This is a genomic window from Streptomyces sp. NPDC050121, from assembly GCF_044460385.1.
GTDB lineage: Bacteria > Actinomycetota > Actinomycetes > Streptomycetales > Streptomycetaceae > Streptomyces > Streptomyces soliscabiei.
On record NZ_JBITJV010000023.1, the window covers coordinates 109,690 to 126,007 of the forward strand.

At 70.6% G+C, this 16,318-nt stretch carries 15 protein-coding genes and 1 riboswitch; of the genes, 8 read left to right on the forward strand and 7 right to left on the reverse strand.

Annotated elements, in window-relative coordinates:
• The first annotated feature begins 25 nt into the window (after positions 1-25).
• From ACIBTS_RS30575 to def, 8 genes are all read left to right on the forward strand, one after another.
• Positions 26-841, forward strand: coding sequence for an SOS response-associated peptidase (locus ACIBTS_RS30575; RefSeq protein WP_319670159.1), 816 nt, complete (start codon positions 26-28; stop codon positions 839-841).
• A 1-nt stretch (position 842) separates the two neighbouring features.
• A complete protein-coding gene (locus ACIBTS_RS30580; protein WP_399323600.1) occupies positions 843-1,472 on the forward strand; it encodes an alpha/beta family hydrolase in 630 nt (209 codons plus the stop codon).
• A gap of 270 nt (positions 1,473-1,742) precedes the next feature.
• Positions 1,743-2,438, forward strand: a complete 696-nt coding sequence (gene sigR / locus ACIBTS_RS30585; protein ID WP_399323673.1) for an RNA polymerase sigma factor SigR — start codon at positions 1,743-1,745, stop codon at positions 2,436-2,438.
• Positions 2,435-2,737 carry a mycothiol system anti-sigma-R factor gene (rsrA, locus tag ACIBTS_RS30590; protein ID WP_079659765.1) on the forward strand — a complete coding sequence of 101 codons (303 nt, stop codon included), beginning with the start codon at positions 2,435-2,437 and terminating at the stop codon, positions 2,735-2,737. The genes sigR and rsrA overlap by 4 nt, the downstream gene beginning before the upstream one ends.
• Positions 2,738-2,858: 121 nt before the next feature.
• Positions 2,859-4,172, forward strand: a complete 1,314-nt coding sequence (locus tag ACIBTS_RS30595; RefSeq protein ID WP_399323603.1) for an HD-GYP domain-containing protein — start codon at positions 2,859-2,861, stop codon at positions 4,170-4,172.
• Positions 4,169-5,407 (forward strand): HD-GYP domain-containing protein, encoded by a 1,239-nt coding sequence (locus ACIBTS_RS30600; RefSeq protein WP_399323605.1) that lies wholly within the window; start codon positions 4,169-4,171, stop codon positions 5,405-5,407. The genes ACIBTS_RS30595 and ACIBTS_RS30600 overlap by 4 nt, the downstream gene beginning before the upstream one ends.
• 105 nt (positions 5,408-5,512) lie before the next feature.
• Entirely contained in the window at positions 5,513-6,493 is a 981-nt protein-coding gene (locus ACIBTS_RS30605; protein WP_319670155.1) for a hypothetical protein, read from the forward strand.
• Positions 6,494-6,683: 190 nt separating this feature from the next.
• Positions 6,684-7,334: a peptide deformylase gene (gene def, locus ACIBTS_RS30610; RefSeq protein WP_079659761.1), complete on the forward strand. Its 651-nt coding sequence runs from the start codon at positions 6,684-6,686 to the stop codon at positions 7,332-7,334.
• Here def and ACIBTS_RS30615 read toward each other — a convergent pair.
• The 7 genes from ACIBTS_RS30615 to ACIBTS_RS30645 all read right to left on the reverse strand — a co-directional run bounded on the left by ACIBTS_RS30615 (position 7,310) and on the right by ACIBTS_RS30645 (position 16,254).
• The gene (locus ACIBTS_RS30615) at positions 7,310-8,284 is read right to left on the reverse strand and encodes a GlxA family transcriptional regulator (protein WP_399323608.1); all 975 of its coding nucleotides are present in this window, start codon (positions 8,282-8,284) and stop codon (positions 7,310-7,312) included. The genes def and ACIBTS_RS30615 overlap by 25 nt on opposite strands.
• A gap of 226 nt (positions 8,285-8,510) precedes the next feature.
• Positions 8,511-9,524, reverse strand: coding sequence for a ribonucleotide-diphosphate reductase subunit beta (locus ACIBTS_RS30620; protein ID WP_319345807.1), 1,014 nt, complete (start codon positions 9,522-9,524; stop codon positions 8,511-8,513).
• Positions 9,524-11,899: a ribonucleoside-diphosphate reductase subunit alpha gene (locus tag ACIBTS_RS30625; RefSeq protein ID WP_399323610.1), complete on the reverse strand. Its 2,376-nt coding sequence runs from the start codon at positions 11,897-11,899 to the stop codon at positions 9,524-9,526. Before ACIBTS_RS30625 ends, ACIBTS_RS30620 begins: the two co-directional genes overlap by 1 nt.
• Before the next feature lie 123 nt (positions 11,900-12,022).
• Positions 12,023-12,180: riboswitch (cobalamin riboswitch) on the reverse strand.
• Positions 12,181-12,215: 35 nt separating this feature from the next.
• On the reverse strand, positions 12,216-12,725 hold the full coding sequence (locus ACIBTS_RS30630) for a GNAT family N-acetyltransferase (protein ID WP_399323612.1): 510 nt from the start codon (positions 12,723-12,725) through the stop codon (positions 12,216-12,218).
• 777 nt (positions 12,726-13,502) lie between these two features.
• Positions 13,503-15,131 carry a monocarboxylate uptake permease MctP gene (gene mctP, locus ACIBTS_RS30635; protein ID WP_319670150.1) on the reverse strand — a complete coding sequence of 543 codons (1,629 nt, stop codon included), beginning with the start codon at positions 15,129-15,131 and terminating at the stop codon, positions 13,503-13,505.
• Positions 15,128-15,388 carry a DUF3311 domain-containing protein gene (locus tag ACIBTS_RS30640; RefSeq protein WP_099935991.1) on the reverse strand — a complete coding sequence of 87 codons (261 nt, stop codon included), beginning with the start codon at positions 15,386-15,388 and terminating at the stop codon, positions 15,128-15,130. Before ACIBTS_RS30640 ends, mctP begins: the two co-directional genes overlap by 4 nt.
• A 101-nt stretch (positions 15,389-15,489) precedes the next feature.
• On the reverse strand, positions 15,490-16,254 hold the full coding sequence (locus ACIBTS_RS30645; RefSeq protein WP_334577359.1) for a GntR family transcriptional regulator: 765 nt from the start codon (positions 16,252-16,254) through the stop codon (positions 15,490-15,492).
• Between the last annotated feature and the right edge of the window lie 64 nt (positions 16,255-16,318).

A 16,318-nucleotide genomic window follows, 5' to 3' on the forward strand; every position in this document is an offset into this window, starting at 1 on the left:
TACGGAGTCTGGCAGTGTGGCACGTATGTGCGGACGGTATGCAGCGAGTCGCAGGCCCGAGGATCTCGCAGGAGTCTTTGAGATCGACAAGTGGGAGCCCGAGGAGACCTTGGAGCCCGACTACAACGTGGCGCCGACCAAGGAGGTCTACGCCGTCCTCGACCGTCCCTTGAAGGACGCCGACGACCAGCGTCCGGTTCGCCAGCTGCGCAAGCTGAAGTGGGGGCTGGTGCCCTCCTGGTCGAAGACGCCCGAGGGCGGCGCCCGGATGATCAACGCGCGCGCGGAGACCGTCCACGAGAAGCCCTCCTACCGTCGTGCCTTCGCCGCCCGGCGCTGCATCCTGCCGGCCGACGGCTACTACGAGTGGGTCACGGCCAAGGACGAGCGGGAGCTCGAGGTCGAGGGGAAGAAGAAGCGGCCGCGCAAGCAGCCCTACTTCGTGCTCCCGGCCGACGGCTCGGTCTTCGCGATGGCCGGGCTGTACGAGTTCTGGCGCGACCGCACCCTGCCCGACGACCATCCGCGGTCCTGGTGGGTGACCTGCTCGGTGATCACGACCGAGGCGGAGACCTCCCCGCTCGCCGTGGCCCCCGCCGACGGGCCGCACGCCCTCGCCGACATCCACCCCCGGATGCCACTGATGCTCACCCCGGACCGCTGGGACGCCTGGCTGGACCCGGCGCGCACCGACGTCGAGGACCTGCGCCGGCTCCTCGAACCCCCGCCGGCCGGCCTGATGCGCGCCTACCCGGTGTCCACGGCCGTCAGCAACGTCCGCAACAACGGCCCGGAGCTGCTGAAGGAGCTGGAGGGGCCGGAAGAGGGCACACTCTTCTAGCGTGACCACTGAGATCATCGGCACGGACGCGGGAGACGCCCGCATCACCTGGCGCCCCGCCGAGAAGCCGAAACTCGTCCTCGCCGTCAGCCACGGCGCGGGCGGCGGCATCGAGGCCCGCGACCTTCAGGCCCTCGCCGCGGTGCTGCCAGGGCACGGGGTGAGCGTCGCCCTCGTGGAGCAGCCCTGGCGGGTGGCCGGCAAGAAGGTCGCCACCGCGCCGAAGACCCTCGACGTCGGCTGGCGCGGGATCTGGCCGGCCGTCGCCCGGCCCGGCCTGCCGGTGATCTCCGGCGGGCGCTCGGCGGGCGCGCGGGTCGCCTGCCGTACCGCGGCCGAGCTCGGGGCGCACGCCGTGCTCGCGCTCGGCTTCCCGCTCCACCCGCCGGGCAGGCCGGAGAAGTCCCGCGCCGACGAACTGCTCGGCGCCGGGGCGCCCACCCTCGTCGTCCAGGGCGGCAACGACGCCTTCGGCAAGCCGGCGGAGTTCCCCGAGGGCGCGTACGAGCTCGTGGAAGTGCCGTACGGCGATCACGGGTTCGCCGTGCCCAAGCGGGCCTCGATCACCCAGGAGCAGGCGCTGGAGGTCGTCACCGCCTCGGTCGTCGAGTGGATCGCGTCACTGGGTTAGGACAGGCCCCAAGGGCCGGGGAATGGGGAAGGGCGGCTCGATGTTGAGGCGGACAGAAGTGCTGAACATCCGGCACCGACGTCAGTGGGAGAGGAAGTCCGCCGCATGGGTTCGACCATCTGCCCGACCGCCAGCAGCCGTGCCGACCTGGACTGGACGGTGCTGCATGCGGCCAAGACCGCTCCTATTCGAGCGGCGGCGGGCACGGGTAGTCGTCTATCCTCCGATTCGAGTGGGATCGGTTTCGGTCCTGCCCGCGATCTTGAGGAGGTGGGTCCGGTCACCGGTACCGACGCAGGGACCGACAACGGCCAGGCGGAGCTGCCCGAGGGCCAGGGCGTGAGCGGTGAGAGGGGCATGGAGTCCACCGCCGAGCGCAGTGCGCGCTTCGAACGGGACGCGCTCGAGTTCCTCGACCAGATGTACTCGGCCGCCCTGCGCATGACGCGCAACCCGGCGGACGCGGAGGACCTGGTACAGGAGACGTACGCGAAGGCGTACGCGTCCTTCCACCAGTTCCGTGAGGGCACCAACCTCAAGGCCTGGCTGTACCGGATCCTCACCAACACCTTCATCAACTCGTACCGCAAGAAGCAGCGCGAACCCCAGCGCTCCGCGGCCGAGGAGATCGAGGACTGGCAGCTGGCGCGCGCCGAGTCGCACATGTCCACAGGTCTGCGCTCCGCCGAGTCGCAGGCGCTGGACCACCTGCCCGACTCGGACGTGAAGGAAGCACTGCAGGCGATCCCCGAGGAGTTCCGCATCGCCGTCTATCTCGCCGATGTCGAGGGCTTTGCGTACAAGGAGATCGCGGACATCATGGGGACACCCATCGGCACGGTGATGTCCCGGCTGCACCGGGGCCGTCGTCAACTGCGCGGCATGCTCGAGGACTACGCCCGTGAGCGCGGACTGGTCCCGGCCGGCGCCGGAGAGTCGAACGAAGCGAAAGGTTCGGGCTCATGAGCTGCGGAGATCCGCACGAGACGGACTGCAGTGAGGTCCTCGACCACCTGTACGAGTATCTCGACAGTGAGATGCCTCCTCTCGACCGGGACAAGTTCCAGCACCACTTCGAGGAGTGCTCCCCCTGCCTGGAGAAGTACGGGCTGGAGGAGGCCGTGAAGAAGCTGGTCAAGCGGTGCTGCGGGCATGACGACGTGCCGAGCGACCTGCGCGCCAAGGTCATGGGCCGGCTCGACCTGATCCGCTCCGGTCAGGCCGTCCCCGACCATGACGTGACCGCCACGCCACAGGAGTCCTGACCCCAGGACCCGTGATCGCGTCGGCGTCACCCGAATGTGCTAATCCGCGGGTGATGCACCCGCACCCGCCCTCGGCCGTCCTAGGCTCCTGAGCCCGGACAGGCACGGCTGGGGAGGCGTCATGAAGGGCATTCCGGCGCGGGCACGCGGTTACGTCGCCTGCGCCGCCCTCGTGGCCCTGCTCTGCACGGTGGTGCCGCTGCACTCCGTACGGACCCCCTGGTGGGCGGTCGCCCTGCTCGCGGCCCTGTACGCCGGGAGCGATCAGTTCGCCCGGCGCCGGTTCGCCGGCGCCCTGCACCCCGTGCTGCTCGCCGCGGCCTTCCTGCTCGCGCCGCCCGCGGCCGCCCTCGTTCCGCTGCCCGGGGCGCTGTTCTCGCATGTCGAGCAGCGCCCCATTGTGCTGCGCCGCGTCTGGCGGGCCGCCCAGTCCTCGCTCGCCGTGTGGGCCGCGGCCCGGGTGCACGGGGCGCTCGGCGGGCGGGACGCCGTCGTCGGCTCCGACTTTCCCTGCGTACTGCTGCCGGCGGGCGCGGCCGTGCTGGTGTTCTGCGCCGCGCTCGCCCTCCTCGACGGCGGGATGCTCGCGCTCGCCGAGGGGCTGCCGCTGCGGCGGTGCTGCCGGGAGCTGTTCCTGCGCTCCCTGGCACCCCTCACGGTGCACGGGCTCGCCGGGCTGATGATGGCCGTGCTGTGGCGCAGCCCGTTCGGGCCCGTCGCCGCGCTGCTCGTGCTGTTCCCGATGGCCGTGTCGTGGTGGGTGTTCGCGCAGTACCACCGGGAGCGCGCGGCCCACCAGGCGACGATCCGCGCGCTGGTGCAGGCCGTCGACATCAAGGACGGCTACACCCGCGGGCACAGCGAGCGCGTCGGACAGGCCTCGATGATGATCGGGCGCGAACTGGGCATGGCCGACAGCCGGATCGAGATGCTCCGCTTCGCCGGGATCCTGCACGACGTCGGCAAACTCGGCGTCCCCACCCGGCTGTTGCGCAAGGACGGGCCGCTGACGCCCCAGGAGCGGCGGGTGATCGAACTGCATCCCGAGTACGGGCACGAGATCACCCGGGGCATCTCCTTCCTCGGCGAGGCCCGCTCGGCGATCCTCCACCACCACGAACGCATCGACGGCAGCGGCTACCCGTACGGCCTGGTGGGCGTTCAGATCCCGGAGTCCGCGCGCGTGGTCGCCGTCGCGGACGCCTTCGACGCGATGACGTCGACCCGGTCGTACAGCCGGGCCCGGCCGGTGGAGGTGGCGCTGGAGGAGCTGCGGCGGTGCGCGGGCACCCAGTTCGACCCCCGGATGGTCACGGCGCTGACCCGGGTCGTCGGGCGCGACGGCTGGCATCCGGCCGTGACCGCCGAGGAGACCCGGCCCGCGGTGCCCTCGCCGGTCCAGGCCCCCGAGGACCGGTCCGAGGCACGGCGATGACCTTCTGCCGCTCCCTCGTCGCCCTCTACGCCGCCGCCGCCCTCCTCGTCGCCGGCTCCCTCCTCGTCACGTTCACGACCTGCGTCGAGGAACGCGTCGTCGCACTCGCCTTCGGGATCCTCGTCGCCACGGGCGAGCTGATCCGGTGGAGCGGGCCCGTGCTGCGCGAGGCCGCGCCGCTGGGCGCCGCCGGATCGCTGGCCTACGCGCTGGTCGGGGAGCACGCCGGGCATCCCACCCATCACGGGGTCGCGCAGGTCGTGTCGGTGGTGGTCGCCGCCTCCCTGCTGGGCAGCGTGCCGCACCTGGCCCGCGGGCAGGGGCCCGTCCTCGACCACCTGGTCCGCCGGGTCCTGGCCGTCGGGTTCGCCGCCGTCTGCTTCCAGCCCCTCTACAACCGCGGGGTCTTCGACGGCTGGAGCGGTCCCGCCTACGCGCTGCTGCTGCTCGCGCTGCTCGTCCTGACCGTCCTGTGCGACGCCGTGGTCGCCGCGGTGCTCGCCCACTCCCGCACCGGCTGGCCGTTCGCCCCGCTGCTGCGCGACGAGCTGCGCGCCGTGCCCGGGATCGGGTCGGCGGTGTGCGCGACGGGCGCGGTGATGGCGCTCGCGGTGGCCGTCGTCGGACTGTGGGCGCTGCCCGTGTTCTCCGTGCCGCTGCTGCTCACCCAGCTGTCCCTGCGCCGGTACGCGGCCGTCCGGGCCACCTACCGGCAGACCATCGCCTCCCTGGCCCGCGCCACCGAGATCGCCGGGTACACCCCGGCCGGGCACGCCCGCCGGGTGGCCGCCCTCAGCCAGGCCGTGGGCCGGGACCTCGGGCTGCCGGAGGCGGAGCGGACCGTCCTGGAGTACGCGGCGCTCATGCACGACATCGGCCAGCTCAGCCTCGTCGACCCGGTCCCCGCCGGGGCCACGGCGGACCTGCCGGCGGCGGAGCAGCGGCGGATCGCGCTGCTCGGCGGTGCCGTCGTCCGGCAGACGGGAGCGGGTGCCGAGGTCGCGGCGGTCGTCGAGCGGCAGGCCGACCCCTACCCGGAGCAACCGGTGGCCGCCCGCATAGTCAGGGTGGTCAACGCGTACGAGGAGAAGGTGCAGGGTACCGGTCCCGGCGGGCCCCTCACCGCCCTGGAGGAGCTGCGTCTGGGCACCGGTGGGGAGTACGCGCCCGACGTGGTGGAGGCGCTGGCCAGAGTGCTGTCGAGGAGCTGTCTGACCTTGCCCGAGGGTGGGTAACCCATGGGTAATGAGCGGCCCTGAGGCCACACGTGGTTGGATGCGAGGGAGAGAGTGTCCGGGGGCACTGGCCAGCCCACAGAACGGAACTGGCAGGCGGGAATCGTGAGGATCTTCGGCAAGGGACGGCACCGGCCCTCCGCCTCCTGGCGGCAGGCCACAGACCGCGCGTTCACGCTGATCGGCGACGGGCGGTACGAGGACGCGGGCGCGCTGCTGACACGTGCCGCGGACCTGGAACCCTGGCTGTCCGAGTCCTGGTTCAACCTCGCCCTGCTGCACAAGTTCCGGCACGACTGGGAGCAGGCCCGCACCGCCGGTCTGCGCGCCGTCGCGCTGCTCGACCGCGAGGCCGGGGCGCCCGACTGGTGGAACGTCGGCATCGCCGCGACCGCCCTGCAGGACTGGCCGCTGGCCCGCCGCGCCTGGCAGGCCTACGGGCTGCACGTGCCGGGCGCCGCCACCGGCGCCGGCGAACCCGTCGGCATGGAGCTGGGCAGCGCGGCCGTGCGGCTGTCGCCCGAGGGCGAGGCCGAGGTGGTGTGGGGGCGGCGGCTGGACCCCGCCCGCATGGAGGTGCTGTCGATCCCGCTGCCCTCCTCCGGGCGGCGCTGGGGCGAGGTCGTGCTGCACGACGGCGTGCCCCACGGGGAGCGGACCACGACCGCCGGGCACTCCTACCCGGTCTTCGACGAGATCGAGCTGTGGGCGCCGTCGCCCGTGCCGACCTGGGTGGTCCTCCTGGAGGCGGCCAGCGAGGCGGACCGGGACGCGCTGGAGCAGCTGGCTGCCGACGCGGGGTTCGCGGCGGAGGACTGGTCGTCGTCGGTGCGGTTGCTGTGCCGGATGTGCTCGGAGTCGCGGATGCCGTCGGACGAGGGGGACGGCGAGCATCTGGATCCGCACGATCACAGTGAGCCGGGGCACCCTGGCCCGCTCGGTCACCGGACCGACGGGCAGCTGTGGATGCCGGAGCGGGAGTGCGGGGTGGCTGCGCCGGCTTCGCTGGTGAGGGGGTTGTTGGACGGGTGGGTTGCGGACAGCCCTGATTCTCGGGACTGGCGGGATCTGGAAGAGGTTTGCTAGGACCGGTTTTCGGCTGCGGGTTCGTCGTGGCTGGTCGCTCCCCCACTCTCGGCTGCGCTCGAGCGGGAGGGACCCCCATCGCGGCGGAGCCGCACGTCAGATGCCGCCCGCGCCCCTTAGGGGGCGCGATCCCCCGTACCCTGTATCAGCAACTTCACCCCCTGTTTTACTGAGGAAGGCATCGTCGGTCATGGCGCAGCAGGACACCGATCAGCAGCACGCGGGCGTGCTCCCCGTGGACGACGAGGGCTTCGTCATCGACACCGAGGAGACGGAGGCGCGCGAGCTGGCCTGGCGTGAGGCCGGTACCTCGCGGCCGATCACAGTCGTCGGGAACCCGGTGCTGCACAAGGAGTGCAAGGACGTCACCGAGTTCGGTGAGGAGCTGCGCCGGCTGGTCGCGGACATGTTCGCCTCGCAGCACACCGCCGAGGGTGTGGGCCTGGCCGCCAACCAGATCGGGGTCGACCTGAAGGTCTTCGTCTACGACTGCCCCGACGACGAGGGCGCCCGGCACACCGGCGTCGTCTGCAACCCCAAGCTCGTCGAACTCCCCGCGGACCGGCGCCGGCTGGACGACAGCAACGAGGGCTGCCTGTCGGTGCCGACCGCGTACGCGCCGCTCGCCCGCCCCGACTACGCCGAGGTGACCGGGCAGGACGAGCAGGGCAACCCGATCAAGGTACGCGGCACGGGGTACTTCGCGCGGTGTCTGCAGCACGAGACCGACCACCTGTACGGGTACCTCTACATCGACCGGCTGTCCAAGCGCGAACGCAAGGACGCCCTGCGGCAGATGGCCGAGAACGAGCCCCGCTACCCCGTGGTCGCCAACGACTGAGGGCCGCGGAACGTGCGCCGGTAGGCGTTGGGGGTCGTTCCCAGCGCCTGCACGAACTGGTGGCGCAGGGCGCCCGCCGTGCCGAAGCCGGCCCGCCAGGCGATCGCGTCCATCGTCTCGTCCGTCGCCTCCAGCAACTGCTGGGCCAGCAGCACCCGTTGACGCAGCAGCCAACGGTAGGGCGTGGTGCCCGTCTCCTGCTGGAAACGGCGGGCGAAGGTGCGCGAAGACATATGGGCGCGTTCGGCGAGCTGATCGACGGTGACCTCCTGGTCGAGGTGCTGCTCCATCCACGCGAGCACGTCGCCGACGGTGTCGCACCGTGAACGGGGAAGCGGCCGTTCGATGTACTGGGCCTGGCCGCCGTCCCGGTGCGGCGGCACCACCATCCGCCGGGCGATGCGGTTGGCGACCTCGGGGCCCTGTTCCTTGCGGACCAGGTGCAGACAGGCGTCGATGCCGGCGGCCGTGCCGGCCGAGGTGATCACCGGGTCCTCGTCGACGTAGAGCACGTCGGGTTCGACGACGGTGCGCGGGTACTGCCGGGCCAGTTGCTCCGCGTGCCGCCAGTGCACCGCGCACCGGCGCCCGTCCAGCAGTCCGGCCGCGCCCAGCACGAACACCCCGGAGCAGACGCTGAGCACGCGCGTCCCCCGGTCCACGGCCCGGCGCAGCGCGTCGAGCAGCTCCGGCGGGAAGTCCCGCTTGCCGTAGGTCTCCCCGGCGGGGACGGCGATCAGGTCGGCGCTCTCCAGCCGTTCGAGCCCGTGCTCCGTGCTCAGGGTGAAGCCCGCGTGGGTGCTCAGCGTCGGCCCCTCCGCCGAGGCGACGGCGAAATCGTAGACCGGCAGCCCTTCGTCGCTGCGGTCGATCCCGAAGACCTCGCAGACGACGCCGAGTTCGAAGGGGTGCACACCGTCCAGGAGGATCGCGGCCACGTTCGTCAGCATGCTGCCAGTGTGCCGTAGGAGTGGCAGTAATTTGAAGGTGTACGGCAGTCCTGCCAGTGTCAGGAGTGTTCGTCGCGGACGACGATTACCTCATGAACGAACTCACCGGATACCTGACCGCCCTGGCCGTCTTCCTCCTCCTCACGGCTCCGGCGCTCGTGGGACTGCTCCACGAGCGCCGGATCGACCGCCGGCTGAAGGCCGCGAAGACCCCTCGGCCGCAGCCTCAGAAGTCCTCGTCCAGGTCGACGGTGCCCTCCACCGCGACCTGGTACGCCGACGGGCGGCGCTCGAAGAAGTTGGTCAGCTCCTGAACACCCTGCAGCTCCATGAAGGAGAAGGGGTTCTCGGAGCCGTAGACCGGGGCGAAGCCGAGCCGCTGCAGACGCTGGTCGGCGACGCACTCCAGGTACTGCCGCATCGAGTCGGTGTTCATGCCCGGCAGGCCGTCACCGCACAGGTCGCGCGCGAACTGCAGCTCGGCCTCGACGGCCTCCCGGAGCATGTCGGTGACCTGCTCCTGGAGCTTGTCGTCGAAGAGCTCCGGCTCCTCCTTGCGGACCGTGTCGACCACGTCGAAGGCGAAGCTCATGTGCATCGTCTCGTCGCGGAACACCCAGTTGGTGCCGGTGGCCAGGCCGTGCAGCAGACCCCGGCTGCGGAACCAGTACACATACGCGAAGGCGCCGTAGAAGAAGAGGCCCTCGATGCACGCGGCGAAGCAGATCAGGTTGAGGAGGAAGCGGCGGCGGTCGGCCTGGGTCTCCAGGCGGTCCAGCTTCTCGACCTCGTTGATCCAGCGGAAGCAGAACTCGGCCTTCTCGCGGATGGAGGGGATGTTCTCCACCGCGTCGAAGGCGGCCGCGCGGTCCTCCGGGTCGGGAAGGTAGGTGTCCAGGAGCGTCAGATAGAACTGGACGTGCACGGCCTCCTCGAACAGCTGCCGCGACAGATACAGCCGCGCCTCGGGGGAGTTGATGTGCTTGTACAGCGTCAGCACCAGGTTGTTCGCCACGATCGAGTCGCCCGTCGCGAAGAACGCGACCAGCCGGCCGATCATGTGCTGCTCGCCCTCGGACAGCTTCGCGAGGTCCGCGACGTCCGAGTGGAGGTCGACCTCCTCCACGGTCCAGGTGTTCTTGATGGCGTCCCGGTAGCGCTCGTAGAAGTCCGGGTAGCGCATCGGGCGCAGAGTCAGCTCGAAGCCCGGGTCGAGCAGGTTCGTGTTACGGCTGGTCATTATTGGCAGGCCTCGCAGGACTCGGGGTTTTCCAGGGAGCAGGCGACGGCCTCTGCGGGCGCCGGCTGCTGAACGGGGACGGTGGCCTGGGCGGCGCGGGCGATGCGGGTCGCCGGGCGCGAGCGCAGGTAGTACGTGGTCTTCAGACCCGACTTCCACGCGTACGCGTACATCGAGGAGAGCTTGCCGATGGTCGGCGTCTCCAGGAACAGGTTCAGGGACTGCGCCTGGTCCAGGTACGGGGTGCGGGCGGCGGCCATGTCGATCAGGCCGCGCTGCGGGATCTCCCACGCCGTGCGGTACAGGGCGCGCACGTCCGCCGGGATCCAGGCGAAGTCCTGCACCGAGCCGTTGGCGTCGCGCAGCGCCTCACGGGTGCGGGCGTCCCAGACGCCGAGCTCCTTGAGGTCGTTCACCAGATACGAGTTGACCTGGAGGAACTCGCCGGACAGCGTCTCGCGCTTGAACAGGTTGGACACCTGCGGCTCGATGCACTCGTACACGCCGGCGATGGAGGCGATGGTGGCGGTGGGCGCGATCGCCAGCAGCAGCGAGTTGCGCAGGCCGGTCGCCGCGATCCGCTCGCGCAGCGCCGCCCAGCGCTCCGGCCAGGTGAACTCGACGCCGTAGTGGTCGGGGTGCAGCACTCCCCGGGCGGTCCGGGTCTTCTCCCAGGCGGGCAGCGGGCCGCTGCGCTCGGCGAGATCGGCGGACGCCTCGTATGCGGCGAGCATGATGCGTTCGGCGATCCGGGTGGACAGCGCCTTCGCCTCGGCCGAGTCGAAGGGCAGCCGCAGCTTGAAGAAGACGTCCTGCAGACCCATCGCGCCGAGGCCGACCGGCCGCCAGCGGGCGTTGGAGCGGCCCGCCTGCTCGGTCGGGTAGAAGTTGATGTCGACGACCCGGTCGAGGAAGGTGACGGCCGTGCGGACGGTCTCGTCCAGCCGCTCCCAGTCGATGTCGCCGGCCGTGGCGTCGACGAACGCGCCGAGGTTCACCGAGCCCAGGTTGCACACGGCCGTCTCGCCGTCGTCCGTGACCTCCAGGATCTCCGTGCACAGGTTGGAGGAGTGCACGACATGGCCCGGCTCGGCCGTCTGGTTGGCGGTGCGGTTGGCGGCGTCCTTGAAGGTCATCCAGCCGTTGCCGGTCTGCGCGAGGGTACGCATCATGCGGCCGTACAGGTCACGGGCCGGGATGGTCTTCTTCGCGAGACCGTCCGCCTCCGCCTTGCGGTAGGCGGCGTCGAACTCCTCGCCCCACAGGTCGACCAGCTCGGGCACGTCGGAGGGGGAGAACAGCGACCAGTCGGCGTCGGCGTTGACCCGGCGCATGAACTCGTCCGGGATCCAGTGCGCGAGGTTCAGGTTGTGCGTACGGCGGGCGTCCTCGCCGGTGTTGTCCCGCAGTTCAAGGAACTCCTCGATGTCGGAGTGCCAGGTCTCCAGGTAGACGGCGGCCGCGCCCTTGCGCCGGCCGCCCTGGTTCACGGCGGCGACGGAGGCGTCCAGGGTCTTCAGGAACGGGACGATGCCGTTGGAGTGCCCGTTGGTCCCGCGGATCAGCGAACCGCGGCTGCGGATGCGGGAGTACGACAGTCCGATGCCGCCGGCGTGCTTCGACAGCCGGGCCACCTGGTGGTAGCGGTCGTAGATGGAGTCCAGCTCGTCGATCGGGGAGTCGAGGAGGTAGCAGGAGGACATCTGGGGGTGCCGCGTACCGGAGTTGAAGAGGGTGGGGGAGGACGGCAGATAGTCGAGCCGGCTCATCAGCCGGTAGAGCGCGGCGACCTCGTCAAGGGAGCGGACGCCCGCTTCTGAATTGGGCGCAGTGTTTTCGGCGAGGCCGCAGGCGACGCGCAGCAGGAAATGCTGGGGTGTCTCGACGACCTTGCGGGTGATCGGGTGCCGCAGCAGGTAGCGGCTGTGCAGGGTGCGCAGACCGAAGTAGCCGAAACGGTCGTCGGCGTCGGCGTCGACCAGCGCGTCGAGGCGGGCCGCGTGGACGCGCACGAACTCGGCGGTGCGGTCCGCGATCAGGCCCTCGCGGTGGCCGACGGCGACCGACGTGGTGAACGACGTGACGTCCTGCGAGGCGGCCTCCGCGGCGATGCCGACGGTCAGCAGCCGGGCGGCCAGCTTCGAGTAGGCGGGGTCCTCGGAGATCAGGCCGGCGGCCGCCTCCGTGGCCAGCTCGCGCAGCTCCGCCTCGTCGGCCCGCGCGGACCGGCCGCGCAGGGCCGCGGCGGCGACCCGGCCGGGGTCGGCGTCGGGCAGGTCGGCGGTCAGCTCGGTCAGGGTACGCAGCAACGCGGTACCGGGACCGTCGGTCTCCAGCTCGGTCACTGAAGCCGGTTCGGCTGGCGCGATGGTCACGTGAGGCTCTCCCTCGCTCGGCGGTGGACCTGGCGGAGGGCAGGGGGCAGCACACGAGCGCACGGGGCGTCGCGTCCACCGGCCCACTCCACGAGGCCCGGACGTCAGGGCACCCGGACCTGATGGGCCGGGCACGCTGTCGGCAGGTCCTCGGACTGACGCTCGTGCGCGGCTGTTCTGAATACAGATGTGCACAAGTACACCGTTGCGGGACAGTTCCGGATTCGCACCGGATTCCCCTGTGGCGACAGCGAGCACGAGCATACATCTTGTGCTCGCCTGTCACGCCACCCCCAGATGTTGTGTCGAGGTGGTTTCAGAGCGTCAACTTATAGGTGAGGAGAGTGAAGTCGCCCAGCTCCGGGACGGGGTTCCAGTCCCGCTCGGGTGTACGGACGAAGCCGAGACGTTCGTAGATGCGGTGGGCGGCGTACATGGTGCGCTGGGTCGACAGGACGACGGTGGTGCAGCCCTCGACGGCTCGCGCGCGCTCGACGCAGGCCCGCACCAGAGCCTCGCCCGCGCCCCGGCCACGAGCGGTACGGCCGACCGCGAGCATACGGATCTCGGTCTCCCCGGGGCCCGCGATGTCCGTCATGAGGTTGCCCGGGCCCGGGACGAAGGTGACTCCGCCGAGGAGGACGCCGCCCTCGACGGCCACGAATACCTCGGCGGCCGACGCCCGCTCCGCGACGTTCTTGAGCTTGTGGAGGTACGGGTCGCTCTCTCCGAAGTCGAGGAGACCGTCGTCCAGATAGGCGCGGGCGGTCAGCTCGCCGAGCGCCTCGAACTCGCCGTTCTCCACCCGCCGTATCACGATGTCCATGGGCCCGAGTCTGCCGGACGCCCGCGCCCGCGGGCTCGTGACTTTCGCGACGCGGCGGCCGAGTCGCGGGGCGTGGCGGGAGTGATTCCATGGAGGTAGGCGTTGTCGCCCTCCAGAACACACCGTGACCAGGGGCGTTCGTCACCCGCCCGGCAAGCAACGGCCGCGCAACGCGCCGATGGCGACGCTCGATCCGAGATGCGGCTGTCACCGCGTCGGGGCGTCGTCCTCGCCCGCCGGCACCGACTGCCGAGGCGTCTGGAGGCCCGCCGCGGCGTCACCCGCCCCAAGAAGTGGCGCCGATGGGTCTCCTACGCGAACCTGACAGGCTCGTCTGGCTGATCGCCGTGCCGGCCATCGTCGCGTGGTGCGCGGAGGGCCTTTACAGGCCCTGTCTGCTCGTCGGCGGCGTGGGCGCGGGGAAGGCCGCCGTCCTGGTGCGGCTCAGCGAACTGCTGCAGCCGGGCATGCAGCCCGGTACCTCGCTCCCGCCCGTACCGGGCTCCACATGTCTGCCTGATGCAAGTTCCAGCTCTGCCCCCACCCTCCCCGGGGCTCGGTGCCCCGGGGAGAGATCCGCGAGCCGTTCTGCCGCCGGCAGCAGGCCCTGCTCCCCGGCCGGTCCGCCGCTGCTTCCCCGGGATCCTGAGCAGGAAGACCCCGCACTGGGTCGGCATGCGCGTCCGGGAAGTGGACCGCTTCTGGGACGTGATGGCCGGCCGGACCCGCGACTGGGGCGTGCTTCCCCGTGAGCTCGGGCCCTGGCCTGTCGGGCCGTCAGTGGGCGCTGCCCGCCGTCGCCGGAGGCAGCTCCACCTGCACCCCCGCGTCCCCGGCGTCCGCCGTGTAGTCCTCCGGCTTTGTCTCGTCGACGCCCTCGGGGGCCTTGGCCGCCTTCAGGACGAAGGTGAGGACCACGGTGACGACGACGTTGAGGACGAACGCCGTCAGGCCGATGTAGCCGATCTCGCCGATGCCCGGGATCTCCTTCGCCGAGCCGCCGAAGTGCTTCTGGGTCGGGGAGGCCACGCCGTACGCGGCGAAGGTGCCGTAGATCATGCCGACCGCCCAGCCGGCGAGCAGCGCCCAGCGGTGGAACCAGCGGGTGAAGAGGCCGCCGACCAGGGCCGGGAAGGTCTGCAGGATCCAGATGCCGCCCAGCAGCTGGAAGTTGATGGCGACCGTCTTGTCCATGGTGAGGACGAACACCAGGGCCCCCACCTTCACAAGGAGCGAGACCAGCTTGGAGACCTTCGTCTCCTGCGCGGGCGTCGCGTCCGGCTTGATGAAGTCCTTGTAGATGTTGCGGGTGAAGAGATTCGCGGCCGCGATCGACATGATGGCGGCCGGCACGAGCGCGCCGATGCCGATCGCCGCGAACGCCACGCCCGCGAACCAGTCGGGGAACATGTCCTCGAACAGCTGCGGGATCGCCAGCTGCCCGTTGGTGACCTTGACGCCGGCCGCGATCGCCATGAAGCCCAGCAGGGCCAGCAGGCCCAGCATCAGGGAGTACAGCGGCAGGATCGTGGTGTTGCGGCGGATCACGTTCCGGCTGCGCGAGGACAGCGTCGCGGTGATCGAGTGGGGGTACATGAACAGCGCCAGAGCCGAGCCCAACGCCAGCGTCGCGTACGTCCACTGGCCCGGTTCCGCCGGGGCCAGCGCGCCGCGCGGCTTGCCCGTGGCCGGGTTGGTCCGGCTGAACGCCTCGCCCGCCTTGGCGAAGATGTCGTCGAAGCCGCCCAGCTTGATCGGGATGTAGATGATCGCCACCGCGATGACGATGTAGATCAGCGTGTCCTTCACGAACGCGATCAGCGCGGGGGCCCGAAGTCCGGACGAGTAGGTGTACGCCGCCAGCACGCCGAACGCGATCAGCAGCGGCAGGTCCTTCACGAACCAGTTGGTGTCCTCGCCGCCGCCGACGCCCATCACGTCGAGCACGGCCTGGATGCCGACCAGTTGGAGCGCGATGTACGGCATCGTCGCCAGGATGCCGGTGACGGCGACGGCCAGCGACAGGCCCTTCGAGCCCCAGCGCCCTCGCACGAAGTCCGAGGTCGTGACGTAGCCGTGCTTGTGGGAGACCGACCACAGGCGGGGCAGGAAGGTGAAGATCAGCGGGTAGACGAGGATCGTGTAGGGCACGGCGAAGAAGCCGGCCGCGCCCGCCGCGTAGATCGCCGCGGGCACGGCGACGAACGTGTACGCCGTGTACAGGTCGCCGCCGAGCAGGAACCAGGTGACCCAGGTGCCGAACGACCGGCCGCCCAGGCCCCATTCGTCCAGGCTGTGCTCGTTCTCGGCCTTGCGCCAGCGCGCGGCCAGGAAGCCCATGGCCGTGACGGCCAGGAAGAAGAAGATGAAGACGGCGAGTGCCACGCCGTTCACGCCGTCGTTCACTTCGACGCACCCCCGCCCTGGGTCGTGCGGCCGCGCTGGTCCCGCTGCCACAGCTTGTACGCGATCATCGTGAGCGCCGTGGAGATCAGCACCCACAGCATCTGGTACCAGTAGAAGAAGGGGATCCCTATGAACGCCGGATCCACCTTCGCGTACGAACCCACCCACAGCATCGCCACGAAGGGCGCGATCAGACAGAGGGCGATGACGACGCGCACAGGCGTCACCACCGGTTCCCTCGTTTCTTCGTCGGACATCGGCGGTTCCGTCCCCTCACTCTGATCGCCTTGATCACAGATGTAATGCGCAGGCAATGTAAGTGACGGATAAGCCCAGCGGAAGACCCTCCACAGAGCCTCTACTCGGCAGGCCGCTTCAGGCGCGCCACGAACTTGTACCGGTCGCCCCGGTAGACCGACCGCACCCACTCCACCGGCTGGCCGTCCTTGTCCAGCGAATGGCGGGAGAGCATCAGCATCGGCAGGCCCACGTCGGTGCCCAGGAGGCCCGCCTCGCGCGGAGTGGCCAGGGAGGTCTCGATGGTCTCCTCGGCCTCGGCGAGATGGACGCCGTAGACCTCGGCCAACGCCGTGTAGAGGGACGTGTACTTGACCAGTGACCTGCGCAGCGCCGGGAAGCGCTTCGCGCTGAGGTGGGTCGTCTCGATCGCCATCGGCTCGCCGTTGGCCATGCGCAGCCGCTCGATGCGCAGCACGCGCCCGCCGGCCGTGATGTCGAGCAGGTCGGCGAGGCGGTCGTCGGCGGTGATGTAGCCGACGTCCAGGAGCTGTGAGGTCGGTTCGAGGCCCTGGGCGCGCATGTCCTCGGTGTACGAGGTGAGCTGGAGCGCCTGGGACACCTTGGGCTTGGCGACGAACGTGCCCTTGCCCTGGATGCGTTCGAGCCGGCCCTCGACGACGAGTTCCTGCAGGGCCTGGCGGACGGTCGTGCGCGAGGTGTCGAACTCGGCGGCCAGGGTGCGCTCCGGCGGGACCGGAGTGCCCGGGGACTGTGTCTCCGTGATGTCGAGCAGGTGCTTCTTCAGGCGGTAGTACTTGGGCACGCGCGCGGTACGGACGGTCGCCCCACCCTCGTTCTCCGCACTGCTGACATCGGTGCTCATGGCCTGCCTTCCCGGCTACGGATGGGGTCACATCGTGGCACGGCCGCGGCGATGCCGCCGCGCC

Bases quoted from the DNA above. Each gene is read 5' to 3' on its own strand.
- ACIBTS_RS30630 (WP_399323612.1), bottom strand. From the start codon at position 12,725: ATGGACATCGTGATACGGCGGGTGGAGAACGGCGAGTTCGAGGCGCTC.
- ACIBTS_RS30575 (WP_319670159.1), top strand. From the start codon at position 26: ATGTGCGGACGGTATGCAGCGAGTCGCAGGCCCGAGGATCTCGCAGGA.
- ACIBTS_RS30645 (WP_334577359.1), bottom strand. From the start codon at position 16,254: ATGAGCACCGATGTCAGCAGTGCGGAGAACGAGGGTGGGGCGACCGTC.
- ACIBTS_RS30640 (WP_099935991.1), bottom strand. From the start codon at position 15,388: ATGTCCGACGAAGAAACGAGGGAACCGGTGGTGACGCCTGTGCGCGTC.
- rsrA (WP_079659765.1), top strand. From the start codon at position 2,435: ATGAGCTGCGGAGATCCGCACGAGACGGACTGCAGTGAGGTCCTCGAC.
- ACIBTS_RS30595 (WP_399323603.1), top strand. From the start codon at position 2,859: ATGAAGGGCATTCCGGCGCGGGCACGCGGTTACGTCGCCTGCGCCGCC.
- ACIBTS_RS30600 (WP_399323605.1), top strand. From the start codon at position 4,169: ATGACCTTCTGCCGCTCCCTCGTCGCCCTCTACGCCGCCGCCGCCCTC.
- ACIBTS_RS30620 (WP_319345807.1), bottom strand. From the start codon at position 9,524: ATGACCAGCCGTAACACGAACCTGCTCGACCCGGGCTTCGAGCTGACT.
- def (WP_079659761.1), top strand. From the start codon at position 6,684: ATGGCGCAGCAGGACACCGATCAGCAGCACGCGGGCGTGCTCCCCGTG.
- ACIBTS_RS30615 (WP_399323608.1), bottom strand. From the start codon at position 8,284: ATGCTGACGAACGTGGCCGCGATCCTCCTGGACGGTGTGCACCCCTTC.